Source organism: Undibacterium sp. TJN25 (genome assembly GCF_049339885.1).
GTDB lineage: Bacteria > Pseudomonadota > Gammaproteobacteria > Burkholderiales > Burkholderiaceae_D > Undibacterium.
This window is the reverse complement of record NZ_JBMPPM010000010.1, coordinates 84212-110339: the sequence shown is the minus strand read 5'-3', so window position 1 is coordinate 110339 and position 26128 is coordinate 84212. Positions and strand designations below refer to the sequence as shown.

At 60.1% G+C, this 26128-nt stretch carries 17 protein-coding genes; 11 read left to right on the top strand and 6 right to left on the bottom strand.

Features of this window, described 5'->3' with window-relative positions; translation table 11 throughout:
* Positions 1-27: 27 nt before the first annotated feature.
* Positions 28-1422 (bottom strand): tetratricopeptide repeat protein, encoded by a 1395-nt coding sequence (locus ACO0LO_RS22630; RefSeq protein WP_422967643.1) that lies wholly within the window; start codon positions 1420-1422, stop codon positions 28-30.
* A 566-nt stretch (positions 1423-1988) separates the two neighbouring features.
* Here ACO0LO_RS22630 and ACO0LO_RS22625 point away from each other — a divergent pair.
* The 10 genes from ACO0LO_RS22625 (at position 1989) to tagF (ending at position 17192) form a co-directional block, all read left to right on the top strand.
* The gene (locus ACO0LO_RS22625; RefSeq protein ID WP_422967641.1) at positions 1989-2378 is read left to right on the top strand and encodes a DUF4280 domain-containing protein; all 390 of its coding nucleotides are present in this window, start codon (positions 1989-1991) and stop codon (positions 2376-2378) included.
* Positions 2379-2434: 56 nt separating this feature from the next.
* Positions 2435-4384 carry a type VI secretion system Vgr family protein gene (locus ACO0LO_RS22620; protein WP_422967639.1) on the top strand — a complete coding sequence of 650 codons (1950 nt, stop codon included), beginning with the start codon at positions 2435-2437 and terminating at the stop codon, positions 4382-4384.
* A gap of 8 nt (positions 4385-4392) precedes the next feature.
* Positions 4393-5262, top strand: a complete 870-nt coding sequence (locus ACO0LO_RS22615) for a hypothetical protein (RefSeq protein WP_422967637.1) — start codon at positions 4393-4395, stop codon at positions 5260-5262.
* Positions 5263-5370: 108 nt separating this feature from the next.
* Positions 5371-6249 carry a c-type heme family protein gene (locus ACO0LO_RS22610; protein WP_422967635.1) on the top strand — a complete coding sequence of 293 codons (879 nt, stop codon included), beginning with the start codon at positions 5371-5373 and terminating at the stop codon, positions 6247-6249.
* 121 nt (positions 6250-6370) lie between these two features.
* Positions 6371-7882: a serine/threonine-protein kinase gene (locus tag ACO0LO_RS22605; RefSeq protein ID WP_422967633.1), complete on the top strand. Its 1512-nt coding sequence runs from the start codon at positions 6371-6373 to the stop codon at positions 7880-7882.
* A 231-nt stretch (positions 7883-8113) separates the two neighbouring features.
* Positions 8114-9916, top strand: a complete 1803-nt coding sequence (gene tagH / locus ACO0LO_RS22600) for a type VI secretion system-associated FHA domain protein TagH (RefSeq protein WP_422967631.1) — start codon at positions 8114-8116, stop codon at positions 9914-9916.
* 60 nt (positions 9917-9976) lie between these two features.
* Positions 9977-11308, top strand: coding sequence for a type VI secretion system baseplate subunit TssK (gene tssK, locus ACO0LO_RS22595; RefSeq protein ID WP_422967629.1), 1332 nt, complete (start codon positions 9977-9979; stop codon positions 11306-11308).
* Positions 11309-11396: 88 nt separating this feature from the next.
* Entirely contained in the window at positions 11397-12785 is a 1389-nt protein-coding gene (locus tag ACO0LO_RS22590; RefSeq protein WP_422967627.1) for a DotU family type VI secretion system protein, read from the top strand.
* Between the two features lie 115 nt (positions 12786-12900).
* On the top strand, positions 12901-16470 hold the full coding sequence (tssM, locus tag ACO0LO_RS22585) for a type VI secretion system membrane subunit TssM (protein WP_422967625.1): 3570 nt from the start codon (positions 12901-12903) through the stop codon (positions 16468-16470).
* On the top strand, positions 16470-17192 hold the full coding sequence (gene tagF / locus ACO0LO_RS22580) for a type VI secretion system-associated protein TagF (RefSeq protein ID WP_422967623.1): 723 nt from the start codon (positions 16470-16472) through the stop codon (positions 17190-17192). The genes tssM and tagF overlap by 1 nt, the downstream gene beginning before the upstream one ends.
* A 106-nt stretch (positions 17193-17298) precedes the next feature.
* Here tagF and ACO0LO_RS22575 read toward each other — a convergent pair whose 3' ends face one another.
* Positions 17299-18135 carry a PP2C family protein-serine/threonine phosphatase gene (locus ACO0LO_RS22575; RefSeq protein WP_422967621.1) on the bottom strand — a complete coding sequence of 279 codons (837 nt, stop codon included), beginning with the start codon at positions 18133-18135 and terminating at the stop codon, positions 17299-17301.
* A gap of 199 nt (positions 18136-18334) precedes the next feature.
* Here ACO0LO_RS22575 and ACO0LO_RS22570 point away from each other — a divergent pair, with 199 nt between their 5' ends.
* On the top strand, positions 18335-21070 hold the full coding sequence (locus tag ACO0LO_RS22570; protein ID WP_422967619.1) for a protein kinase domain-containing protein: 2736 nt from the start codon (positions 18335-18337) through the stop codon (positions 21068-21070).
* A 42-nt stretch (positions 21071-21112) separates the two neighbouring features.
* Here the strand turns inward: ACO0LO_RS22570 and ACO0LO_RS22565 are convergent, their stop codons facing one another.
* From ACO0LO_RS22565 to ACO0LO_RS22550, 4 genes are read right to left on the bottom strand one after another with little or no spacing between them, the layout of a single operon-like run.
* On the bottom strand, positions 21113-21793 hold the full coding sequence (locus ACO0LO_RS22565) for a hypothetical protein (protein WP_422967617.1): 681 nt from the start codon (positions 21791-21793) through the stop codon (positions 21113-21115).
* Positions 21793-22824, bottom strand: a complete 1032-nt coding sequence (locus tag ACO0LO_RS22560; RefSeq protein ID WP_422967615.1) for an ABC transporter substrate-binding protein — start codon at positions 22822-22824, stop codon at positions 21793-21795. Before ACO0LO_RS22560 ends, ACO0LO_RS22565 begins: the two co-directional genes overlap by 1 nt.
* A complete protein-coding gene (locus ACO0LO_RS22555) occupies positions 22821-25010 on the bottom strand; it encodes an MFS transporter (RefSeq protein WP_422967613.1) in 2190 nt (729 codons plus the stop codon). The genes ACO0LO_RS22560 and ACO0LO_RS22555 overlap by 4 nt, the downstream gene beginning before the upstream one ends.
* Positions 25007-25840 carry a hypothetical protein gene (locus ACO0LO_RS22550; protein ID WP_422967612.1) on the bottom strand — a complete coding sequence of 278 codons (834 nt, stop codon included), beginning with the start codon at positions 25838-25840 and terminating at the stop codon, positions 25007-25009. Before ACO0LO_RS22550 ends, ACO0LO_RS22555 begins: the two co-directional genes overlap by 4 nt.
* Positions 25841-26128: the final 288 nt, after the last annotated feature.

The following is a 26128-nucleotide window of genomic DNA, read 5'->3' as shown; positions in this document are numbered from 1 at the left end:
CCCAAATAGGCAGGCGGCACCCGTTTTTCAGCCAGCCGTTAAGCAGCTTGTGACGATCAAGCCGGAAACCGGAACGCCACCTTCGTTGCGCAGTGTGCCGTATTCCATCCTATATTTCTTCAGGCCGGCTTGTTCCAGGCTGGCGCGTACATAGTCTTCCGAATGGGCGTAGCGGCCATGTATACCGAGCACGTAGTCTGCCGGCTGTGTGGCGAGTTCCAGCGTAAAGACCAGGCAGGCTCCGGGTTTGAGCGCCTGGGCTGCCGCGCCGAATGCGGTATCCAGCCTGCCGAAGTAGCAGAAGGTGTCGGCAGCCGCGATGAGATCGAAGCTTTGATGCTGCGACGCCAGGTAGGCAACCAGTTCGGCCTCCTCCAGCTTGTCATACACATGCAACCGGTCCGCCAGTTTCAGCATCGCGGGTGACAAATCCATACCCGTCAGCGAAGCCGCGTAGGGTCGCAGTAGCGGCCCGCATAATCCGGTGCCGCAGCCGGCGTCCAGGACCTGCAGATCTGCATGGGCCTCGCCGTAATGCCGGAAAACGGCTTGCTGCACCAGTTGCGGCGCCTGGTATTGTAGTTTTTCCAGCGTCGTATCGAAATTTCCGGCAAAACGGTCAAAGGTCTCGCGTACATATCCCTCGCTGGCGGCATCAGGCGTTTCAGCGGCGCCCAATGCTGCCAGCATGTGCGTTGCCACCGGCTGGCCGGGTTCCAGTTCCAGCCATGTCCGCAAGGACTGGACGGCGGCATCGTGCCGGCCCGCGGCTTCCAGCGAGCGGGCCAGCGCTTCCCTGGCGGCCGGCGACGCTGCTTCGATCGCGAGCGAGCGGCTGTAGCTGTTAGCCGCTTCGTCGGGTCTTTGCAGCGTCTCCAGCACCTTGCCGAGATGGAAGTGGGCGAAAGCATCGGTGGGCGCAATGTCCGTCACTTTGCGGTATGCCGCCAGCGATTGCGGCAGCAGACCAAGTTCAAAAAAGACGTCGCCCAGCACCGCGTTTGGTCCAGGAACGGACGGCATCAGTTCGGTGGCTTTCATCAGCACCGCGATGGATTGTTCGAATTGCCGGGTATCCTGCAGCAACCGGCCCAGGTTGAAATAGGCATCGGCAAAATCCGGTTGCAGCTGGATCGCCAGAAAATAGTGGTGCTCCGCTTCTTTATGCGAGCCCTGCTTATGCAGCAGGCGGCCGAGATTATGTTGTATCGGCGCCTCATCGGGAGCGATGGCCAGCGCATTGCGGAAGGCCAGTTCAGCCTGTTCCCATTGCTGGAGTTCGTCTTCGCAGGCGCCCAGGTTGTTATAGGCGCGAAAATGGCCGGGGTCTTGTTCGGTTATCTGGCGGTAAAGGGTGGCGGCGTCTGAAAATCGTCCGGCGTGATGGAGGGTGCGGGCTTGCTCAAACAGGTCGGCGCTCATGTGTTCATAGAAGATATTCGGGTGAAGCGCAAAAGATAGCAGTATTTGCGGTAGCTGCCTATTGCGTCCTCAGCATCGCTGAGGTATTTGACTGGGGCGCTCCTCAATTATTGCTCCGTTGCAATCCGGCTGAACTGCTCTTGCTGGCTGCCGCATGGAAGCGGATTGCTGCGTGGCGGCTGTTACACATCCATGCAAAAAAGGCCGGGCTGCCATAGGGTAAGTTGATTGTCGGTATGGTCGAAATATGCGATGATGCGACAGCTTTGCGGAGCGTACGGCGATGCAAAATGCCGGGCATGGATTTTGCAGATTAGCGGTAGCGGATGCAAGCAGGCGGAGCTGGTGTAAAACCAGGTGTAAAACCCGTGTAAAGCAGACGCGCTGCATGCCTACACCTGCGGCCGATTGACAGGGCCGGGCTTTACACCTACATGTGACGTTGGTACGCAAATCAGCGCGCGAAAGCAGTACGCAAAAGCAGCACGCAGCGACATTACACAACAACGGCGCGTAACAATTGTGCGGCAGCAGCGAACCGGGACAAAACGACAGGACAAAAAAGCATGCCAAACCAAGTTTCCATGGGCGCCCTGCTGCAATGTACCTTTGGCGCCGCGCCGTCTTCGCTGGTTGTCCTGCCCAAGAATAAAGTCATGGGAGAGGGGCCGCCAGCCGCCAATATCATGGATCATATCCCCATGGTGAATATCATGCCTTTCGGTATGTGCAATTCCCCCGCGAACCCCATGGTGGCGGCAGCGACCGCGGCGGCGTTAGGCGTATTGACGCCGATGCCGTGCATTCCTGCGACGTCCGTTCCCTGGGTTCCCGGCGCGGCAACAGTGATGATAGGTTTCATGCCGGCGCTGGATAACATATCCAAATGCATGTGCAACTGGGGCGGCGTCATCAGCATCAATAATCCGGCGACGACCAAGACCATGATTCCGTGAACAGGCCGCGGACTGCCAGCGCAAGCACTTACCCACTGACCAGATAGAAGCCACACATGCCAGCCATCCAGGATAATAGAAGAGTCGTCATCACCAGCGCGCTGGGGGCGAACGTATTGCTGTTCCACCGCATGCGCGGTATGGATGGGCTGGGCAGCCTGGGCGAATACCACCTCGACCTGCTCAGCGAAAAATCCGACATCAAGGCCGACGACATCCTGGGCAAGGACTTGTCGATCGCGCTGGACCGGCCCGACGGAGAACAGAGGGAGTTCAACGGCCTGGTGACGCGCTTCACGATGACGGGCAGGCAGGGGCGCTACGCAACCTACCAGGCGACAGTGCGGCCCTGGCTGTGGTTCCTGACGCGCGCGGCCGACTGCTGCATCTTCCAGGACAAGACCGCAGTCGAGATCATCAAGGCAATTTTCGATAAATACATGGTTGCCGATTTCGACTTCAGTGCGCTGACGGCCACCTATCCGAAGCTGCCCTACTGTGTGCAGTATCGTGAAAGCGATTTCAATTTTGTCAGCCGGCTGATGGAGCGCTTCGGCATCTATTATTATTTCAAGCACGACAGCGGCCGGCATACGATGGTGCTGGCCGATTCCTACTCCGCACATTCGACCATTCCCGGCTATGCGGAACTGGCGTATGTGCCCGACGACGAAGCGGCAATGCGTAATGGCGAGGTCGTCTACAAGTGGCTGATGGGCGGCGAGATCCAGACCGACGCCTATTCATTGAAGGCCTTCGATTTTGAAAAACCGGCCGGCAACCTGCTGGTGAAATCCAAGATCATGCGCACGCATGACCAGAATAACCACGAAGTCTATGATTACCCTGGCCAGTTTGTGGAGCGGGCTGACGGTGAAACTTCGGCGCAGGTCAACGTTGAAGCATTGCAGTCCAATTATGAGACGGTCAGCGCCAGCACCACGGCGCGCGGCGTTTTCCCGGGCGGCATGTTCAAGCTGACCGAACATTCCCGTGCCGACCAGAACGCGGAATTCCTGGTCGTCAGCGCAGAATATGAACTGGCGTCGGATGCCTACCAGAGTTTGCCTGCTGGGGAAAAAGCGCTGTTCCTGGATTGCCGTTTTACTGCCATCGGCAAGGATCACGCCTACCGTTCCGGCATGCGCACACGCAAGCCGGTGATACAGGGCCCGCAGACCGCCATCGTCGTCGGCAAGGCCGGCGAAGAGATCTGGACCGACAAATACGGCCGCATCAAGGTGCAGTTCCATTGGGACAGGATAGGCAAGGATGATGAAACCAGTTCCTGCTGGGTGCGGGTATCGCAGGCGTGGGCCGGCAAGCGCTGGGGCCATCTGTTCATCCCGCGCATAGGCCAGGAGGTTATCGTCAGTTTCCTGGAAGGCGATCCGGACCAGCCGCTGGTGACGGGCAGCGTTTACAATGCCGATACGATGCCGCCTTACAAGCTGCCCGACCAGGCCAGCCGCTCCACCATCATGAGCAACTCGACCAAGGGCGGCGAAGGCTACAATGAAATCCGTTTCGACGATAAAAAAGGCAGCGAACAGCTGTTCCTGCACGCGGAAAAAAACCAGGATAATTACATCAAGAACGACTTGCTGGAATGGATAGGCAATAACCGCCACCTGATGGTGGAAAAAGACGAGATGGAGCAGGTGGGCGGCGACAAGAGCCTGACCGTCAAGGGCGATTTGAATGAAAAGGTCACCGGCACCACGTCGATGGATGCGGGCCAGGACCTGCAAAGCAAGGCCGGCATGAAGTACGGCCTGGAGGCAGGCACCGACATCCATATCAAGGCGGGCATGAATGTGGTGATCGAGGCCGGCATGAGCATCACGCTGAAGGCCGGCGGCGGTTTTATTGTCATCGGCCCGGCCAGTGTGGCAATATCCGGCACGCCGATATTATTGAACAGCGGAGGCTCCGCGGGCAGCGGGGCAGGCGCGGCGCCGAAAGCGCCGACCGCTCCGGACAAAGCAGACGACGGAAGCAAATAGCAAAAAATATGAAGCACACCTTTTTTTCACGACTATTTTCCGGATTGCTGCTGTCAGCGGTGCTGGCGGCGCCGGCTATGGCGTTGGCAGCCTCCTCCAGCGCCAATATCTCGGTGGCGGACAAGCCGGTGCGCATCATCCGCGGCACCGCTGTCTACAAGGCGGGTGTCGGCGTGCTGGCGCAAAAAGAGGATATCGTCGAGACCGGTGCGGCAGGCGCGCAGCTGGAAGTGTCGCCGGACCTGATCCTGGAGTTGGGGCCCGATACCCGCATCTACCTGAACAGCATCGGCGCCGACGGCCCGGTCCGTACCGAACTGGCGCTGCTGAAAGGCTGGGTCAAAGTGATGGCCAAGGGCAGCGGCGCGGCCAAGCGCCTGATCGTCACTTCAGGCTCGATGAAGGTGGCGCTGGACAGCGGCTCCAGCATTGTCCACAGCACAGCCGAAAAGAGCGAGATGTTTGCCGAGGAAGGCACGCAGATCGTCAATGAAATAGACGAGCGCGGCAAGGCCGGCGCGGACACCAAGGTCAATCGCGAGCAGTTCGCGATCAACATCGTGGGGCAGGGGCTGAAAGTGCTGCCGCGGCCGGGCCGGGATTTCCTGTCCGATATGCCGGTTGCCTTCCGTGACCCGGTGACACCCGCGCCCGACCGCCTCAAGGGTGCGCGCTCACCGGCGACCAAGGAACGCGAAGCCGATTTTGCCGATGTAGAGCCCTGGCTGAACAATAACCTGCCGATGAAAAAAGCTTTCGTGGGCCGCTTCATGCCGCGCATCAAGGATCCGGCTTTCCGCAAGCAACTTGATGAGCAGCTGGGGCAGTCGGCAGAATGGAAAACCATCCTGCATCCACCTCCGCCGCCAGCCAAATAATCCGGCATCAGCGGTTCGCAGCAAAATTGAAAAAGTCGTACTGAATCAACTAAAAAAACGCCCGTCCGCCTCCATGCGGCAGCCAGCTCTTAATCTGAAGGAAACAGCATGAAAATGTCCATCGCCACCAAGTTCAACCTTGTGTTCATCTCCATTTTTGCGATAGGTTTCGTCGCTGCGGGCCTGATCGCCAATGCTCTGCTGAAAGAAAGCGCACGCGAAGAAACGCTGCAAAACGCGCGCTTCCTGCTGGAGTCTGCGCTGGCGGTGCGCACCTACACATCCAAGCAGATCGCCCCCTTGCTGCAAACCCAGATGAAATACCAGTTCCATCCGCAGTCCGTGCCTTCCTATTCAGCCACCGAGAACCTGAATACGGTGCTGAAATCCTACCCGGATTTCACCTATAAGGAGGCAACGCTGAACCCGACCAACCTGCGCGACAAGGCGTCTGACTGGGAGGCCGATGTGGTGCACAAGCTACGCAGCGAACCGACGATGAAGGAATACGTCGGCGAGCGCGACACGCCGATAGGGCGTGCGCTGTATATCGCCCGCCCTTTGCAGATCAAGGATCCGGCCTGCCTGGCTTGCCACAGCACAGCGGATGCCGCGCCTAAAACCATGACCGACATCTATGGCCCCAACAACGGTTTCGGCTGGAACCTGAATGAAATTATCGGCGCCCAGGTAATTTCCGTGCCGATGGCAGTGCCGCTGCAGCGCGCCAATTCCATCTTCAAGACTTTCATGCTGTCGCTGCTGGGCGTATTCGTGTTCGTTTTCATCGCATTGAACATCATGGTGCATTACTTCGTGACCCGCCGCATTACCAATCTGGCCAATACCGCGGACCAGGTCAGCATGGGCAAATTCGATGTGGAGGAGTTCGACGTCAAGGGTAACGACGAGCTGTCAGCACTGGCCCAATCCTTCGGGCGCATGCGCACCAGCCTGTCCAGTGCGCTGAAGATGCTGGAGGAATAAGCCGGGATTGTCTTTTTGGATACATACCGGGTGCATTCCGGTACGTATCCTCAGGGAAAATCTGGGATAATAAGGACTTGTTTCGTCGCGACGGATGACGTGGGTCCTTATTGAGATGTAAATGGCAATGATAGAGCAGCTAGGCAAGTACAGAATCGACAGCGTCCTGGGTACCGGCGCGATGGGTGTCGTCTATAAAGCCTACGATTCGAATATTGCGCGGGTCGTGGCGCTGAAAACCATACGCGCCGAACTGTTCGGCGACCATCAGGAAGAAGAGCTGGTCGCCCGTTTCAAGAATGAAGCCCAGGCTTCGGGACGCCTGACCCATCCCAATATCGTCGCTGTCTACGACTACGGCGAAACCCCGGAAACGACCTACATTGCAATGGAGTTCGTCGAGGGCACGTCACTCAGCGCGCTGCTGGTGGCGGGCACGCCGATGGACCTCAATGCGACCATCACCTGCATGAGCCAGTTGCTGAAGGCGCTGGAATATGCGCATGCGCGCGGTGTTGTGCACCGCGATATCAAACCTGCCAACCTGCTGATTACCTCCGATGCCCAGGTCAAGATCACGGATTTCGGCATTGCCAGGATAGAATCCTCCACGTTGACCCAGACCGGCTCCGTCATCGGCACGCCCAGCTATATGTCGCCCGAACAGTTCCGCGGTGAAACCGTGGACGGCCGCACCGACGTATTCGCTGCCGGCATCGTGCTGTACCAGCTGCTGACAGGCTCGCGGCCTTTTGTCGGTTCTGCGTCCACGGTCATGCACCAAATCATGAATGAAATGCCGGTGAACCCCACCGAGCGCAACCCGGCATTGGGCAAAACCTTCGATCGGATCATCATCCGCGCGCTGGCCAAGCGCCCCGAAGACCGTTTTCCGTCCGCGCAAGCCTTCCTGGAGGCCTTGACTGAAGCGCACCTTGAACATACGGGCGGCGCGCCGCTGACCGAAGAAGACAATGAAAGAACCATCCTGGCCTTCCAGCGCCCGCGCGCCAAGGAAGTGCCGGAAGCTTCACAGCGGCCAGCCCATGCTTCCCAGCCGGGAATGACATCAGCGCGGCCGGCCGACCCCGCGGTGCGTACACAGCCGACCACGTTTTCGGCCGCCACCGTCACGCCGTGGAAGCTGGAAGTGCTGCCGGAATTGCAGGTTGCCCTGTCTACCCAGGTCGGCCCCATGGCCAAACTGCTGCTGAAGAATGCTGCGGCGCAGGCGGTGGACGTGGATGACCTGTGCAACAAACTGCTGCCGCATATCCCTTCCGAGAAGGGGCGCACGCAGTTCCTGGACAGTGCCCGCGCGATCAAGAAAAAACTGGGCATTTCCACGATCAGCTCCTTTACCAGCACCAAGCCGCCCACCGGCGGCACGAGCATGCAGAGTGCGCTCGGCGCTACCCAGACGGCGACATCGGCCAGCCAGTTGCCGCTGGACCAGGCCATTATGGACACGGCCGAACAAAAATTGACCCCTTATATCGGGCCTATTGCCAAGGTCATGGTCAAGCGGGCGGCCAAGGCTACCGGCAACCGCCATGAGTTTTTCCGTATTCTGGCCGACAGCCTGGGGACTGAGCAGGAGCGTTTGAAGTTCTTGCGCGAAGTCGGCGAATAAGCCGGCAAATTAACCTGCCAGCAAGCGCGCGGCGGCCATAAACAGCCGCGCTTTTATTGCATTTCGCCCATAGCCTTTATTGCAGTAAAAAAAATGCCAACATTGCCTGTCTGGCAGGGGTTTGCGGCAGCCATAGCCCTTAAAGTGAAGGTATAATCCGCGAGGGCCTACGCTCCTCAACTACGCCCCACAATTGCTGATTCCCAGGCGATAAACAACCCTGAAGATACGATGCCGATTACCCTGCGCGTTCAAACCTATCGCAATGAAGCTTTGCCGCAGCAGGTGGCCAAGCGTTTTGACCAGTTGGGCGGCGCGATCGGCCGCGCGGTGGGCAATGACCTTGTGCTGGAAGATCCCAGCAAATATATCTCCCGTGTGCATGCCAAAATCGATTTCCGCGATGGCGGCTACTACCTGACAGATGTCGGCAGCAACCCCAGCCTGATTAACGACCGCCCCGTGGGTAGCGGCAGGCAGATGCTGCTCGCCGATGGCGACAGGCTTAATGTCGGTGAATATCAGCTGCAGGTCAGCGTCAGCCCCGAAGCCGTTGCGTTGCCGCCGTCGCCATTGCAGGCAGCGCCGGTTGAACCTGTAATAGCGCCTGGGCTGTCGGTGGGAATAGACGACTCGCTGTCTGGCGCGAAAATCCTCGATGTGGGCGGCAGTTTCGACAACGCCAGCTTCGATCCGCTGGGCGTTAACCTGTTTGATGCTCCCGCGCCGGCTCAGGCTGCCGCATCCAGACCCGGTCTCGATGATGCTGCTTTCTGGGCTCCTGCACAGCAGCCGGCAGCGCCGGCATTCCGCGGCGCGGAGAGCGACCATATCTCACCGGAGATCGAAGCCTTCCAGATGCCGGTGATGACGCCTGCTACGCCCATCATTCCGGCAACGCCCGCCTTGCCGACGGCACCATTGATGCCATCGGCATCGTCGGGAATGGCTATTCCGGATGACTATGATCCGCTGGCCGATTATTTGCCGCCGCGCCTATCGGCAGCACCGGCGCCTATGCCCGCTGCACCTGCCTTTACTACTGTTGCTGCTGTTGCTCCGGCTGCCCCGGTTGAGCCCGTTGTCCATGCCGCGCCGGTTTTCATTCCCGAGTTTTCCTTGGAGCCTGCGCCACCGGCAGCAGATCCGGCAAGCCGCACCATGCTGCCACCCGCAGCGCAGGCCGAACCGCCCTCATTGCGGGAGCAACCGGAACATCCAACCGAATTGCAGACACAGATTGATGCGGCTGCCACCAGGATTTCCGCACAGCCTGTCCTGGCGCCGGCCCCGACTGAGCCGCTTGCAGCTACACCCGTAGTCCAAGCTGCTGCCGTCATGCCGGAGCTGGCGGCACCGCCGTCGCCTGCCGGACCAGCAAATGCCCCGTCTATAGCCGCGGCCGCAGCTGTTGCACCCTTTGCAGTCGCGCCTGCGTCCGACAGCGAAGTTATACAGGCGTTGCTGCGCGGCCTCGGCATGCCGGAGCTGAAGACCAACCGCTCGGCGGTGGAGCTGGCGGAGCTGGCCGGCGCGATGCTGCGTGAAGCCACCAGCGGCACCATGGGCGTACTGATGGCGCGCGCGATGACCAAGCGCGAGAGCCGTCTGGAAATGACGATGATCGCCAGCCAGGCAAACAACCCGCTGAAATTTTTCCCCGATGCCGACAGTGCGCTGAGCCAGATGCTGTCCAATGCACTGGCGGGTTATATGACGCCGGTGCGTTCTTATGCCAATGCGTTTGACGACCTGAAAGCGCATGAGCTCGCGATCATGGCGGGCATGCGTGCGGCCCTGTCCGGCGTGCTGCAAAGATTTGACCCGACCGCGATCGAAGAGCGCCTGCAAGTGCCCACCGTGATGGACAAGATGCTGGCGGCCAACCGCAAGGCCAAGATGTGGGATAGGCTGGTGGAGCTGTACAAGGAAATTTCCAACGAAGCGGACGACGACTTCCAGCGCCTGTTCGGCGAGAAGTTTGCGGTCGCGTACGAAGAACAGATACAAAGACTGCGTCAGAGCCGGAGATAGGTCCGGGCGGGCTGGCGCATGCATACTGCAGCAGCATAATCTAAAAAATGGCGAGGCAAAATGTCGTGGAATAGTAAAGTAATCTGGTCTGAAGGCATGCTGTTGCAGCCTCAGCATTTACAGCAGCATGACCGTTACCTGCACACCTTGCTGGAATCGCGTATTGCCGGATTGCGCCCCTATCCATGGGGCTTCTCCAGCATCAGGATCGATGAGCAGCAATTGGCCATGGGCAAGCTCGCGCTGCAATCGTGCAGCGCCGTCCTGCCGGACGGCACTCCCTTCAACCTGCCTGCCGACGATGAGCTGCCGCTGCCTTTGAACATTCCCGAAGATGCGCGCAATGTGCTGGTGATGCTGGCACTGCCTGCGCGCCGCCCCGGCATTGCCGAGGTTGGCGACGACGACGGGCAGGACAACTTCGCGCGGCACCGTAGCGCTGAATATGAAGCGTGGGACAGCAACGGGCTGGACAACAGCGCACTGATGCAGGTTGGCAAAATGCGCCTGCGCCTGGCGATAGAGAGCGACGTTGCGAATGCGTATACCGGCCTGGGCGTAGCGCGCGTACTGGAACGGCGCGCCGACAACCGCGTGGTGCTGGACCCCGACTATTGCCCGCCTTGCCTGGATTTCCGCGCCGCCCCGCGGCTGGGTGCGTTTGCCGATGAACTGCAGGGGCTGCTGCACCAGCGTGGAGAGTCGCTGGCCAGCCGCCTGAGCCAGCCCGGTGCCGCCGGTGCTGCCGAGATCGCCGATTTCCTGCTGCTGCAACTGGTCAACCGCGCCGAGCCGCTGGTCGCCCATCTGGCCAGCATGACCGGTCTGCATCCGGAAAGCCTATATACGGAACTGGTGCAGCTGGCCGGCGAACTGGCGACGTTTACGCGCGCCGACAAGCGCCGTGTGGATTTCCCCGTGTATAAGCATGACAAGCTGCGCGAGACTTTTTTCCCGGTCATTGATGAACTGCGCAAGTCGCTGTCGATGGTGATGGATTCCCATGCCGTGCCTATCCCGCTGGAAGAGCGCCAGTTCGGCATCCGGGTAGCCGTCGTGCCTGATCCGGAACTGATCAAATCCGCCACCTTCGTCCTGGCCGTCAACGCGCAGATGCCGGCAGAGACGATACGCAGTGGTTTCCCCGCCAAGGTCAAGATAGGTTCCGTGGAAAAAATCCGCGATCTGGTCAATCTGCAGTTGCCTGGCATTGCACTGCGGCCCTTGCCGGTTGCGCCGCGCCAGCTGCCTTTCCACGCGGGCTTTACGTATTTTGAACTGGACAAGAATAGCGAGTACTGGAAGCCGCTGCTGACGTCGGCGGGGTTTGCCATGCACGTGCCGGGGGAATTTCCCGGGCTGCAAATGCAATTCTGGGCTATCAGGAAGTAACAGGATTCTGGTTGTGGTTAGATATTAGCGAAGGGCTCCGCTGACGGGCTTATTCGATGTTTTTGAAAATAGAACAAAGGTAATCATCGTGAGTGGAAATGAGCCGCTAGATCCTTTCCAGGATCCCGACCGTACTGTCCTGGTTCCCGCGCCGGGAGGCAAACGTGCCGCACCTCCTGCCGGTCCGGCGTCTGCGCCGGCGGAAGACCGCACGGTGATGGCGCCTGCTGCTGCGCCGGCCGTTTCTACCCCTGCCCCCGCCGCCAGGGCGCCAGCGCCGGCAAAAATTCCCGCCACGCTGCATGGCGCTGCGCTGAACCCGCTGGTGCGCGCGGCCAATCCGCTGCTGGATCTGGTCACGCCGCTGCGCCACATGACGTCGTATCCCAATGTGGAAGAGCTGCGCGTCCAGCTGATAGGTGCGATCAAAACGTTTGAGACTGAGGCCAAAGCCGCCCAGGTGCCGCATGAGGCTATCGCTGCTGCCCGTTATTCACTGTGCACCTTCCTCGATGAGACCATTTCCTCTACACCATGGGGCGGTGGCGGCGTGTGGGCCAGCCGCAGCCTGCTGGTAACTTTCCATAACGAAGCCTTCGGCGGCGAAAAATTCTTCCTGATCCTGCAAAAGCTGGGACAGGATGCGCGCGCCAATCTGCATATCCTGGAGCTGATGTACCTGTGCCTGGCGCTGGGACTGGAAGGCCGCTATCGCGTGATAGAGGGCGGCCGCGCGCAGCTGGAGATATTGCGTGAACGCCTGCAGCAGCTGATACAGAAGCAGCGCGGCGCTTTCGAGACCGAATTGTCGGTGCACTGGAAAGGCGCTACCGGCAAGGGCGAGCCATTGTGGCGTGTAATCCCGGTATGGGTGCTGGCCGCCATTGCTGCGGTGGTGCTCATCATCGTGCAGCTGTTTTTCAGCTACCGCCTGAACCAGGCTTCCGATCCTGTATTCGCCGGCTTGCACCAGATCAAGGTACAGGCTCCTTTGCCTCCCGCCCAGCCTGCACCCGCGCCTGTGGCGGCCAAGCCGGTGCGCGTGGCTGGCTTCCTGGCGCCTGAAATCGAGCGCGGCCTGGTCAGCGTCAATGAAACGGCGGACCGCTCCGTCGTTACCTTGCGCGGCGACGGCGTGTTCGCATCCGGCAGCGCCGAAGTGACGCGCGACTTTATCCCCCTGCTGCAACGCATCGGCGACGCATTGAAACCGGTGCCGGGCAAGGTCATCGTCATCGGCCATACCGACAATGTAAAAGGCGGCATCTCGGCAAAATTCCCGTCCAACTGGGACCTGTCAAAGGGGCGCGCGGAATCGGTCAGGAAGCTGCTGGCCGAAAGGGCCGGACCGCCGGACAGGTACACGGTGGAAGGGCGGGGCGATACAGAGCCGCTGGTGCCGAACGACAGCGCTGCCAACCGCGCCCGCAACCGGCGCGTGGACATCATCGTGCTGACGCCGCCGGTGCAACCGTGAACGACTGCTGTAACGAGGCAGGTGCATGCACCAACAGAACACATTAAAAGCTTATTGACACCGGCGGGCACATCCCTATGAGCTCCAATATCAATTACCGAATTCCTGGAATCCTATGAAGCGAATCTTCTCCTGGCTGCTGAAACTCTGGGTGCTATCCCTGCTCGGCGTCATCCTGCTATCGCTGATACTGTGGTTTGAAGGCCCGCTGCTGGCGTTTAACGGCAGCGAACCGTTCGCTTCCGAAGGCGTGCGCTGGACCTTCATCCTTCTCTTCTTTGCGGTCTGGGCCATCTACTTCATCTGGAAATTTGTTGCCGCAAAAATCGCCAACGCCAAGCTGATGAAAAGCGTGGCAGGCGAGGACCAGCCTGCCCCGGCGCCCGGCGCCAAGGAAAGCGCGGCTGAACTGGCGGCATTGGGGAAACGCCTGCAGGAAGCCATGGCGGTATTGAAGAAAGCCAAGCTCGGCGGCAAGCAGGGCGGCCTGTATCAGCTGCCATGGTATATGTTCGTTGGCGCGCCGGGCACCGGCAAGACGACGGCGCTGGTACAGTCCGGCCTGAAATTCCCGCTGGCGGAAAGCATGGGCAAGAACGCCATCAGCGGCGTCGGCGGCACCCGCAATTGCGACTGGTGGTTTACCGATGAAGCCGTGCTGCTGGATACCGCCGGCAGGTACACCACGCAGGACAGCTATACCGAAGTGGACAAGGCTGCCTGGGGCGGGTTCCTGCAACTGCTGCGCAAGCATCGCCGCCGTCGGCCTGTCAATGGCGTGATCATCGCACTCAGCGTGGCGGACCTGCTGCAGCAGAACGAGGCTGCGCGCCAGGCGCAGGCGCTGGCCATACGCGAGCGCATCAAGGAGCTGCATGAAAAACTGGGCATACGTTTCCCTATTTATGTGATGGTCACCAAGTGCGACCTGCTGGCCGGCTTTGTCGAATTTTTCGACAACCTGGGCCGCGAGGAAAGGGCGCAGGTTTGGGGCATGACCTTCCCGCTGGCGGACGCCAACCAGGTAGACAGCGCGCTGGCAGCCTTTCCGGAAGAATTCCAGCTGCTGGAGCAGCAATTGCAGGCCAGGGTGCTGGATCGCGTGCAGCAGGAGCGCGACCTGCAAAGGCGTGCGCTGATCTATAGTTTCCCGCAGCAGTTTGCCGGCGTCGGCGACGTGCTCGGCCGTTTCCTGAATGATGTATTCCAGTCCAGCCGCTATGAAGAAAAGGCCTTGCTGCGCGGCGTGTATTTCAGCAGCGGCACGCAGGAAGGCAGCCCGATAGACCGTGTGATGGGCGCGATGGCCGCCGCCTTCGGCCTGGATCGCCAGATATTGCCACCCAATGCTTCCAGCGGCCGCAGCTACTTCATCACCCGGCTGCTGCAGGAAGTGATTTTTCCCGAGGCGAACCTGGCCGGCGTCAACCTGTCGCTGGAACGCAAACGGCGCTGGGCGCAATGGGGCGCATCGATTGCCATTGCCGTGGTATTCGTGCTGCTATGCGCCGGCCTGCTGACCAGCTATTTCCGCAACCAGAGCTACGTGGCCGACGTCAACCAGAAGGTGGCCGACATCAGCAAGCTGGCCGCGGCCTTGCCGGCCCAGGGCAGCGAGTTGCAGACCCTGCCTTTGCTGAATGCCATTCGCGACCTGCCGGGCGGTTATAACGAGCGCGACAAGGGTGCACCGCTGCTGATGCGCTTCGGCCTGTACCAGGGCGACAAGCTGGGCGCGGGCGCACAGGCTGTTTATCAGAAAATGCTGAGGGAAACCCTGCTGCCGCGCATCATCAACCGCATGGAAGAACAGCTGCGCCGCGACAGCGCCAACAATACGGACTACCTGTATGAAACCTTGCGTGTGTACCTGATGCTGGGCGATGCCACGCATTTCGATGCGACATCGGTCGGTGTTTGGCTCGACTATTACTGGTCGCGTAATCTGAAAGACGCCAGCGATGCTCAGAAGCAGGCGCTGTCCGACCATGTACAGGCGCTGCTGGAGCAATACAACCGCGGCGCCGATGAGCCACCCAGGCTGGATGCTGCACTGATCAGCGACACGCGGCTGACGCTGGCCAAGGTGCCGGTGCAACAGCGTGTCTATAACCGCTTGAAGCGAGAACTGTCGCGCAGCAAGCTGCCGGAATTCAGCGTGACCAATGTCGGCGGCCGCGATGCGCCTCAAGTGTTTATCCGGCGTAGCGGTGAACCGCTGACGCGCGGCATCAACGGCATGTTCTCGGTTGCAGGCTATGGCAAATTTCTGGAACAAAACGAGCAGGCAATCACCGATGTAGCTAAGGACAGCTGGGTATTGGCGCAGCAGGAACAGGTCGCCAGCGCCGGCAGCACCGAGCAGATCAAGGCGGCCGTGCTGCAGCTGTACTTCAATGACTACATCGCGCAATGGGATGGCCTACTGGCAGATGTCGGTATCACGCCGTTCTCGACACTGGACCAGGGCGCCAGGATCACCAATATCCTGTCCGGTGCAGAGTCTCCGCTACGCAAATTCCTGATAGCAGCTGCCAAGGAAACGACGCTGGAGGGCGCAAAAAGCAAGCTCAGCACCGCTTCAGTCAGCGATGCTGTTAAAGGCAAGCTGGATTCGTACAAGAAAAAACTGGAAAGCGCGATGGGCTCCGGCGCGGACGATGCGCCTGCACCTGTCAAGACGCTGAATCCGGTTGATGCCCATTTCGAAGATTTGCACAAAATGGCCGGAGCAGGTGTGGGGGCAAACGCGGGAGCCCCCGCCGGCGCGCCGGTGCCGCTGGACGCGGTACTGTCCATGCTGAAAGATGTCGCCACCTACCTGGACGCTGCCGGTGCGGCAAAACGTACCGGCACTCCGCCACCGGCCGGCGAAGCGCTGAGCAAGCTGAAAATGGAAGCCGACGGCAAACCCGCGCCCCTGGCCACGATGTTGAAAAACATCGACAGCAGTGGCGCCGGGCTGACCTCCGGCAGCGAGAGGGAGAGACTGAATTCGCTGTGGATAGGCAGCGGCGGCCAGTTCTGCCGCGATGCGATCGCCGGCCGTTATCCGCTGGTGCGCAATGCCACCAAGGAAGTGACTGCTGACGATTTCGGCAAGTTCTTCGCTCCGGGCGGCCTGATGGATGATTTTTTCCAGAAAAATCTGCTGCAGTATGTGGACATGGGCGGCAGCCAGTGGCGCTGGCGCGCAACGGCGAACAATGCGTCGCTAGGCATACCGCAGGAAGTGCTGAATGGCTTCCAGCGCGCTGCGCGCATCCGGGATGCCTTCTTTGGCGCAGGCGGTAGACAGGTATCGATGCGCTTTGACCTGAAACCGGCCATCGTGGATCCCGCCTTGACCAAACTGGTGCTCGATATCGACGGCCAGCAACTGAACTACACGCCCGGTACGACCGCCTCCATGTCCTTCCAGCTGCCCAGCGGCAAGGGCAACGGCCAGGTGCATGTGGAAGCAAGCCCCGCCAGCGCGCATTCCAGCCTGCGCACGGATGGCAGCTGGGCTTGGTTCCACATGATAGACAAGGGCGTGTTGGAACCGAGCGCACAAGGCGAACGCTATAAGCTGAGCTTCGATTTCGACGGCAAGAAAGCCGCATTCGACTTGACTGCCAGCAGCGTCATCAATCCGTTCAAACGGGACACGCTGGAACAGTTCCGCTGCATGGACAGGCTGTAATGAGCCAGCCGGATACCGCACCCGGTTTTTTCGGCAAGGTCACCAGCCATGGCGATTTTGTGTCGCGGCGGCTGCCGCCGGCGTTCCTGGAAGTGTGGGACAGCTGGCTGCAGCACAGCATGCACGCGAGCAAAACCCAGCTCGGCGCGACCTGGCTGGAAACCTACCTGACCAGCCCTATCTGGCGCTTTGCCTTGTCCAATGGCGTCGTGGACGGCAATTCTTGGGCCGGTGTGCTGATGCCCAGCGTGGACCGGGTAGGGCGCCACTTTCCGCTGATGATCGCAGCCGGCACCTCTTCGCAAGCGCCGCTGTTGCAGTGGCTAGAGCAGGGCAAGACCTGGTACGACGCACTGGAAGACCTGGCGCTGTCCTCGCTGGAGGGCAATTTCCTGCTGGATGATTTTGATGCAGCATTACGGGAGAAGACCATGCTGCCGGGTTCCGCGATGTCCGATTTTGCCGCGGTCGGGCCGGCTGTGGGCTGGTGTTTTCCTAGCGATGAGCTGGAGCAGATGCAGGCCGGCATGCCGGCCTTGACTACTTCTATTGCAGAGAATTTGCTGGCTGGGCACAGCCTGTGGTGGACCGATGGTTCGCAGCGGATATTGCCTTCTGTGCTGGTGTGCAAGGGCTTGCCTGAGCATGCGGGGTTTGCGGCTATGCTGGATGGGAGTTGGGGGCGGGATGGGTGGCGGGTGCCGTCGGCTGTTACCCTCTGAGCGGGTTGATTTCCAGGCTTTTGTTTTTTTTTGATTGCTGGCCGCGGGTAGCACCGACCGGCAATAACAAAGCTACCTGATTGTCAGACGAATCAGACAGTAAAAATCACGGATTGCAAATCACCAGCACCGCTGTAATATTATCCCGGCTGCCATGTTCCTTGGCGAGCTCAATCAAATCCAGGCAAGACTGCTCCAGGCTTTGCGGATGCGTACGCCGCATGATTTCTTCTATGCCGGAATGTGGCGTGTTGCCGTACAGGCCGTCGGTGCAGAGCAGAAACAGGTCGCCTGGCTGGTACGAGTGGGATTTCACATCAGGCTTGATGGTTTCGGTCGGGCCGATGGCTTGCAACAGCAGGTTGCGTGCCGGCAGGTTGTCGACGATGCCTTCTTCTATCGCCTGCTGGTACAACGTCTGGTCGCGGGTCAGGATGCTGAGCTCGCCGGCGCGGTAGCGGTACAGGCGGCTGTCGCCAACGTGGAATACGACCAGCAGGCCCTTGTCCAGGTATTGCCAGATGCCAGTCAGTGTCGTGCCCATGCCGTGGCCGCCGCCGTTGTTGTTGGCGAGGTTTTGCGAATACAGCAGCGCGTTGGCTGATTCCACAGCATCAAACAGGGTTATCACTGCCGGCATGGTTTCGTCGGACCAGGTGGCGTCCGGATCATGTTCTGCTGCCACCGGCGCATTGCCGTCATTCTTGGACTGGATAAAGGCACGGATGTAATCGCGCATCGCGAGGATGGCGTTGGCGCTGGCAATTTCTCCGCCTTCATGGCCACCCATGCCGTCGCCGACGACCACCAGGCCGAGCTCTTCGTCGACCAGGAAATTGTCTTCGTTGGATTTGCGCACGAGGCCGACATCGGTCACGCCATAGGCCTGGCCTAGTGCAAGTTGATGGTACAGGCTGGGGGAAAGTTGCTTCCAGTTGCTCAAGATGGCTCCGGTGTGTGCCTGCCAGGATTTTGGCAGTGGATGCATGTCATTATGGTAGCATGGAAGGAAATGACATCAGTGCAAATTCAGCATTTCAGCACGACTTTAATATCTGGAATTTGCTCAAAATTACCGCTATGATGCATCGCAATAATAGCTGTCTGCACAGGCTGATACGCAGCCGGGGATGAGAACAAACATGAATGAAGGTCCGGACACGATAGAGTCTGCCAGCCTGTCTTTGGACGGGCAGCAGTTTGCCGGGCTTCACGCAGATTATGTGCCAACCGTGCACGCTGAAAACACGGCAAGACCGGACATTTCTTCTTCGCCTGCCGGTATTGCTCCTGATAATGCGGCGGATACCTTTACGCTGGAAAAGCGGGTACGCGCGCTGGAGACGGTGGTGGAACTGGAACGCAAGCTGCGCCGCGTCAAGGAAATGGAAGTACAGGAACTGCTGGGCAAGTCGCAGGCAGTTGCTGCGCCGGCAGAAACTGTTTCATCGGAAGCGCGGGTTTTGGTCCCCGCCGCGCCCGAAGCTATGTTTGACGACGACATGACTGTGCTGCATGTTCCGTCGGCTGTTCCGGCTGTCTTGCCTGCCTCCGGCCCTGCTACCGAGCCGTCCACGACGACGTCAGGCATTTCCCACCTGCTGGCGCCGGCTGTTCCGGGTGTGGATGACATCCTGCCGCCAGCAGGTCCGGCCGAAAGCGGCACCGACATGCTGGCGCTGCCGCTGGGCTTCCACCTGCTGGAATACCGTATTGACAGCGTGCTGGGACGCGGCGGTTTCGGCATCACGTATCTGGCGACCGATATCCACCTGAACGTCAAGGTGGCGATCAAGGAATATCTGCCGGGGGATTTTGCCTATCGCGCTTCCGATAAATCGGTGACGCCGCGCTGGCCCGAGGACCGGGAGTTTTACCAGCACGGACTGGAGAGTTTCCTGGTCGAGGCGCGCACGCTGGCGACTTTCCGCCATCCGAACATCGTCCGTGTGGCCCGCTTTTTCGAGGCGCATCGCACCGCCTACATGGTGCTGGAATACGAACGCGGCAAGCCGCTGAAGGAATGGTGGCCGCGTCACAAGACCATGCAGGAAGCGGACCTGTTATTGTTGTTGCAGCCTTTGCTGGAAGGGCTGGCGGTAGTGCACGGCACCGGTTACCTGCACCGTGACATCAAGCCCGATAATATCTATGTGCGGCATGAAGACGGCAGCCTGGTGCTGCTTGATTTCGGCGCTGCGCGCCAGGCCAGCGGCGAGCGCGGCAAGCTCGCCAACGTGGTCACGCCCGGCTACGCTCCCTGCGAGCAATACGAGGGAGGCGATGAAGGCCCCGCGACCGATATCTATGCGCTGGGCGCAAGCTTGTACTGGATGATTACCGGCGCCAAGCCCATGCCCGCGCCGGAGCGCCGCATACAAGACGGCATGCTGCCGGCGGTGCAGGCCGGCAGCGGCCGCTACAGTACAGAGTTTTTGCAGGCGATAGACTGGGCGCTGAAGCTGGATGCCAAGGACAGGCCGCAAGATCTGGCGGCATTCCGGCAGGCACTGTTTGCCGCCCACGCCGGCAGCCTCAGCTGGCAGGACGCCTTGCGCTCCGGGGATAACGAAAGCCTGGTCGGCGAGAGCTGGCGTACGCTGCTGGAGTCTCCCAAGCTGCTGAAGTCCTGGCTGTCCCGCGCCGCGCACGCGGCGGTGCGTCCGGCCTCGTGGCCCATGGTCGTGAAGATGACGCTGGCGATGGTGCTGGCGGCGCTGCTGCCGATGCTGATCGTTGCCTACTACAACCTGAACGCCACGATGGAGACGGTATCTGCCAGTGAACTGCGCAACCTGGAACAGCATGCGCAAAGCTCAGCCGGACGGCTTTCCCAGTTGATCAACGACAGCCGCAACCTCGCCACCTATCTGGGCACGGACCAGGATTTCGTCAGCTTCCTTGAACATCCGGGCGATGCCGGCAAGGCGTCGCTCGACAGCAAGCTGGCGGGGCTGGCCAAATCCAACCCTGACGTGCACCCGCTGATCGTCATGGACAAGGACGGCAATGCGCTGGTGTCCAATGACGTCGGCGTCACCGGCCGAAATTTCAAGTTCCGCGAATATTTCAAGGAGGCAATGGCGGGCCGCAAATACATGACCGGCATGGTGGTCGGCGCCACTGCCGGCGCAGCCGGCGTGTATTACTCCAACCCGGTTGTCGGCGCCGACGGCACGGTGATAGGCGCGGTGGTGCTGCGCATCAAGGGCTCCAGCATTGCCAGCATACTGGCCGACGTGCACCGCGCGAACCTGGTGCCTTTCCTGGTGGACGGCGACGGCGTGCTGATCTACCACCCGGACCAGAACCTGCTGTACCGCAGCCTCATGCCGGTGCCGCCGGCCACGCTAAAGCAGATCGTTGCCGACCAGCGTTTCCGGCGCGACAGCATACAAAGCCTGAACATGCCGGACCTGGCCAAGGCAATGACAGGGGCAAAGGAAGCGGGCAATATCAGCTATTTTTCGAGTATTTCCAAAGCGGGCGAGATCGCCGGCTACGCGCCGGTCAGGGGACACAACTGGGTGGTCGGCATGACCGAGAAGCAGGACTCCTTCGAGCAGCCGTTGAACCGCTTGTTTACCAATGTGCTGTACAGCGTCATTGTCGTCGGCGTGGTATTCATGCTGCTGGCGGTATGGTTTGCACGCAGCATCGTCAGGCCGATAGAAAGGCTGACCGTTGCCGCGCATGCGCTGAAGAGCGGCGACTATGAAAAAGCCAATATCAAGGTGACGTCCAACGATGAACTGGGACGCCTGGCCCGCACCTTCAATGTGATGATAGATGTGCTGCGGCAGCGGGATCGGGAACAGCAGCGCAGGAAGACAGGGCAGCGCGGCGATGATGCCGGCGTGGACAAAGAAGCCGGCTGAGTGTCGGCCTGGACTCGACTGAGCTCTGGTGTAGTTACGGCTTTAGACCGGATAGCCGTAATGCAATTGCCAGCGATTGCCGCTCTGCGAGCATGCGTACGCCGTTTGGCCAACGGCTAACGCGGCCTGGTTTGCTGCCCTGTCGTTGGTATCGATCTTTTGCTCCAGCGACCAGGCCGGCATCGCATCGTTTAAATCCCTTTTTAGCACCAGGCGCGCCAGGCCGCCGTACAGCATCGCAAAATTCGTCACCAGGAACCTGGATTCCAGCAGGCCGCGCAGGCTGGCGATATTTTCCGGGGATACGGTAGCGCCTATCAGGCTGCGCCCCACGGTTCGAGCATGATCCAGCCGCGCCTGGATAGACGCGCGATGCAGGCCGTAACCACGCCAGTCAGGCAGCGCTGCCACGCCGTCCAGTATCGCAAAGCGGGCCCGGTCTGCCGGCGCAACGCATAGCAGTTCAGCCATGTGCGAGCTTGTGGATGAGTCCGTTCCCAGCACGCCGTACGCAAGCATTTGCTCATTTCCATCCACTTCGGCAAAGCAGCCCACGATGGCGCCGGCTGCGCCGGTATGGGCGATGAAATGGGGCAGTTCGTCAGGACGCACCAGGCCGAAAGCCTGGTCGGCAATGGCGGCCAGATGGATGCAGTGCGCCGCCTGTGCTTCATGCGGCTGCAGCATGCGCCAGCTGAACCGGTCGCCGATGTCTTCATCCATCAGATCATCTCCGCATAGTTGATGACCTTCAACGGCGGATAGACGTCCAGGCTGGCGGCAATCGACATATTCACCAGATAGGAGAAGCGGGCCAGGGTTTCAATCGGTATATCTTGCGGGCGCATTTTTTTCACCAGTATCTGTTCTGCCATACGTGCCGTCAGCCGGCCTACCGCTTCATAGCGCGACACCAGGCCAAACAGGGCCTTGCCGTTGCGCAGTGCAATTTCAGTTGCAGAAAAACAGGGAAGCCGGAACTTCAGCGCTGTTTCGGTGATCACTCCACAATTGGCGCCGATAAAGCTGTCTGGGCCAAGATACAGCAATTGCGGATCGCGCTGCGACAGGTTTTCCACCAGTTGAGGCAATGCCGCAACAACGGCCTGGCCTTTATCATCCAGGGGCACGGGCTGCTCGAACAATGGAAAACGGCCACGTACCGAGGCAGCGCGCAATTCTTCCACATTCAGGCGCGAATTGGGTTCCGCCGGATTATAAATCACCGCCAGCTTCTTGAGTGGGCGGTAGGCGCGAATCGCACCTAGCTGCTGGTCCAGCGGCACCACGTGGCTGGCGCCAGTGATATTGCGGCCTGAAGACTGCCGTGAATCGACCAGGTTCGCTGTTTCAGGCGAGGCCACCATTGTAAATACCAGCGGAATGTCGGTAATGTTTTTGGCGGGATCGACGGCGCGCCTGGCCCCTGCCACGGCCAGCGTGACCGGCGTACCCCACGTATACACAAGATCTGCCCGCAGTGCGCGTGCTTCTGCGATCAACGCCGGTACCTTGCCGATGTCCTGCGCGACGTCCCGGACGATCAGTTCCACGGGGATGTTGCGGCTTGCCAGGTAGCTGCGGAAGCCTTTTTCCACTTCGGTTTCGCCGCGGTACAGCATCATGAAGATACGATAAGGGCGGACGGGCCTGTCTGCTGCCGCGATGGCCGGCGCGGCGCTGGCGGTATCCAGTCCAGGCAGCAGCGCGGAAGCCAGGCCGGCCTGCAGCAGTTGACGGCGTGTCAGGCTCATTGTGTATTCCCCTGTGGTCCTTCCAGCCGGGCGCCCGGCGGCGGCTCCGGATTTTCCTCGCCTGCATCTGAGCCGTCTCCGGCAACGGCAAACAGCAGTGCAAACAGGCAGGCTGATACCAGCCCGAAAATGCCCAGTATCGCCATCGCCATTGTCGTGCCCTGCGAAGCAACCAGTGCGGCTGCAAGCGCCGGTCCGGCCGCGGCGCCAAGGCGCTCTATCAGGCGGAAGATGCCCAGTACCGTGGTCGGGCCGCTGGCCTGCGCTTCTTTTCGTGTCAGCCTGGCCACCAGCACCAGCTGGGCGGAAATACTCATCGCCTGGCCTATACCCAGGCAGCTTATGCCGAGCAAGACCATCGCCGGCTGAGCGGACAGCAGCACCGGCAATAAACCGGCGCCGGTAAGGATGCCGCCTGCCGCCACCATGCCGGTGTGGGCGCGGTGGCGGTCTGTAAACCTGGCGAACAGTGGCGACAGCAGCAAGGCGGCAAAGCCGTAGAGCATCGCGTAGCGGCCTATCTCGGACTTGCTGCTGCCGAGGTCGGCCAGCAGCATCGGCACCAGGTAGATCAGGAAGCCGGAATAGATCAGCTTGGCGGGGATGCCGGTCAGCAGCGACATCGCTACAAAACGGTAGTTACCGGCCAGGCTCAGCAAGCCTTTGCCAAACGAGCCGCGTCGCGCGCCGTCGCCACCACCACCACCGCCTTCTTCTGCCGGCCGGGCGCTGCGGTTGTCGAGGATGCTGACGGCGAGGCCTGCCGCCGTCAGCGCCACCAGTGCGCCGACGATGAATACTAATTGGTAGCCGATGCGGTCGGCCAGTATGCCGCCGACCGCCGGTGCGCAGATTTCCGCCACCATGATCGCGCCGACAAAAGAAGCCATGCCGCTGGTGCGGTTGCTGGCATCGGTATGGTCGATCACGTAGCCCTGGCAAGCCATGAACATAACCGCATAGCCGACGCCGGTCATCGTGCGCGCCGCTACCAGCGCGCTGAAGTCGGGCAGCAGGCCGGTCAGCAGCATGCCTGCCGCGACCGTCAGTGCGCCGAGCATGAAGCTGCGCCGCCGCCCCAGCCGGTCGGACCAGCTGCCGGCGAAAGGCATGGATAGGGCCACTGCCAGCAGGAAACAGCTGATCGGCAGGCTGGCCTGCATGCTGGCCGGCAGTCCGGCAAAGGAAACCGGCAGCGACCCCGCATACAGCGGCAGGAACGGGCGCGACAGCATTTCCGCAAACATGAACAGGAAGGTCAGGATGCGGATGGCATTTACACGCGGCTGCGCCAGTTCGCGCACGTTGCCGACTTCGGCAAAACTGTGACGGGAGCGCAGCTGCGCCAGCATCGCCGACCAGGATTCACGCATCTGCGCGCTTTTCTCCACGGCCGTGCCGGCGAGCTGCACGATGTCGTGGAAGGCATGGTTGATCCTGGCTGCCAGCGCATTAAGCCCTTCGGCAATGATGCCCAACTGCTCGCTGCTGCCGGCAGTCAGCCGGCTGCTGAAATTATTGGCTGCCATCTGCTCCATCATTTCCGAGATCTGGTGTATCGGCGTAGAGAAATGGCGGGCGATGATGAATTGCAGGATTTCAAACGCAATCAGCAGGCTGGTCAGCAAAATGATTCCGATGTCGTAGCGGAGTTCGCTGATGCGGCCGGCGATGTAGTGCTGCTCCACGCCTATATGCACGACTCCCAGCAGTTCTCCGTGGTACAGCACAGGCAGCGAGGTATCCACATAGGCTTGTTCATTATGCGACAGGTCTTCTGCCGTGATCCTGAAGCTGGCCGCATTTTTTTGCATGCCGCCGTAACGGTTGATTTTTTCAAACGCCTTGCCGGCCTGTGCGGCGCCTATGCCGCTGGAGAACAGCACCTTGTCCCTGGCATCGCACAGGGCCAGGAAGGCGATGTCCGGATTTTGTTGCAGGATGTCGTCGAAAAAATCTGTGACGCCCGTAATTTTTTCAAATGGCACGCGGTAGTCCAGCGCATGCTGGATCTTGCGTGCGACAGAGTCGCCCACTGTCGCGGCCTTGCTGTCCAGCACCGGCAAAATTCGTTTCTCTATCGCCGACCATGCGTACAGCGAAATGGCTGCCTGCGACAGCAGCAGCACCAGCAATGAAAACAGGAACAAATTCCTGACCGGGCCCAGGTAAATGGCGCGCGTCATGGCTGCTCCGCAGATGTGTGCGGTGTTGAGTCTGGCCTTGAGTCCGGCCCTGCTGTCTGCACGGCTAACGATTCGGTCAGGGTTTTCCTGACCAGCGACAAATCCTGCATCGCAGAGCCGGAAGAGTGGATGACCTGGCTTAACAGCATGTCTTCTTCGGTTTCGCTGCGCGCAACGGGAGCAGGGTCCATCAGCGAGCGTTCCAGCGTCTGCGCGATATGCGCCAGCCTGCGGTTGGTCTTTGCGACCAGCAGGTTGATTCCCAGCAAGACCAGGCCCGCCGTGACAGCGATGGCCGCCAGCGAGGCCAGCACCAGCTCTCTGGTCAGCGACGCCACGGTTGCATCATGTGCGGACCGCGAATAGCGCATGACAATGTGGCCGGCATCCTGTTTGATGTTGCTGGCCAGCGGCACGCCGACGATCAGCATGCCGGCTTCCGCCAGGTACCAGCTATGCCCCGGCTGCGATTGCATGGCACGCTTCCATGATGGCGGGATTTCCGGGCTACCGGTATCGGGGCCGGTCTCGAATACGCCGGCGCCGGCATCGTCATAGATATTGATGGACAGGATGCTTGCGTCCTGCTTTCTTGTCGCATCAATGACGGCCTGGGCGTTGTCCAGGCTGTTCAGCGCCAGGCCAAGATCCAGGCCGGTTTCCAGATTACTTTTCAGGTCTCCCAGCACAAACTGCAGGCGTGAGCTTTCCAGTTCCGTCAGCGAACGTTCGAACTTGCCGAGGTTTAAGAATGCCGTCAGCCCGATTGCCAGCGCGGATATCAACGCGATAGGAACAGTGATCTTGACGCTAAGCTGAGAAAATTTCATATCGCCTGAGAGTGGCTATCCGGCAATCGCAGATACGGAGGCAGTAATGGGCGAAGATATCGGGGATGCATGATTTTTGCTTAATTGAATTAAATCCGAAACAACGGGCAATCACCACTGTGGTCTTGCTTTTTTAGTACGACAAGGCGACAGTCGGCGGCAAAGCCCTATCCAGTCTGGCAACGATAATATTGACACAAAATACTCACTTTACGGGCAAAAGATAATGAAGCAGGGAAATATATCGCGCCCGGGCGACAGGTATGCTGTCCTGCGTTGAAAGCGGCG